This is a genomic window from Streptomyces boluensis, from assembly GCF_009908195.1.
Taxonomy (GTDB): Bacteria; Actinomycetota; Actinomycetes; order Streptomycetales; family Streptomycetaceae; genus Streptomyces; species Streptomyces boluensis.
Genome location: NZ_JAAAHS010000760.1, coordinates 1 through 854, shown reverse-complemented (window position 1 = coordinate 854; position 854 = coordinate 1). Strand labels below are relative to the sequence as shown.

General features: G+C 72.5%; 1 protein-coding gene. It reads right to left on the bottom strand.

The window, feature by feature from the left end:
- A partial coding sequence (locus GUY60_RS37965) for a VTC domain-containing protein (protein WP_161706039.1) occupies positions 1–811 on the bottom strand: 811 nt, incomplete at its 3' end.
- Positions 812–854 lie beyond the last annotated feature (43 nt).

The window sequence follows — 854 nt, the reverse complement described above, 5'->3', positions numbered from 1 at the left end:
TCGGGAAGGGGCGGGGTGGGGAAGGAAACACCTCCCGCACCGGCCGCACCCACCGATTCACCCCCAACTCCGGCCGCAGCACAGCCAACCCGCACGCGTACTTCGTGAACTCCGAAGCCCGGAGCCCGAAGCGGTGGAGCAGGCGGTCCGCCTCCGTCAGGTGGCCGCGGGTCTTCGTCTCGACGAGGACAAGGCCGCCCCCCGCTCGCGCCGAACGACGGCCGGGGCCCGTGGGCTCCCCCACGACGAGCCCCGCGTCGCACGTGACCCGCTGCCCGTCGGCGACGAACGTGGCCCGCAGGTAGTCCGTCGTCAGCGAGGGCGCCAGCTCGTCCGGTGCCTCGATGCCGTACGCCGAGCGCAGCACCCCGGCGAGGAAGGCGCGGCGTCCGGCGTCCAGGGCGTGCTCCGTGCCGGTCATCCGCTCGCGGTGCTTGACGGTCTCGCCGCGCGGCCCCTTGAGCTTGATCTCGAACTGCCGCTCCCCGGTGTCCCGGTAGAGCCGCTCGCGGACCCGGAAGCGGAGCCGGCGCCCCTGCCGGTGATCGTGGAAGGTGCGCAGGTCAGGAGTGTCGTAGTAGACGGAGTGGTAGTCGAACCAGCGCTTGCCGTTGATGGACAGGGCCCGGAACGGGCCGCCGGGCCGCCGGGGGTCCGTGAGCAGCGCGGCGAAGTCCTCGAACACCTCGACCGGCACCAGGTAGCTGTGGTCGAAGCGGGCCAGGAGTTCGGCGCGGGCGAGCACCTCGGCGAGCGGGATCGGGTGCGCGGCGAGGGCAGCGCGGCCGATGGCGCGTACGGCGGGGATCACACGGTCTCCTTGCGCGGGGGACGGGGCTGTCTCTTATACAAAT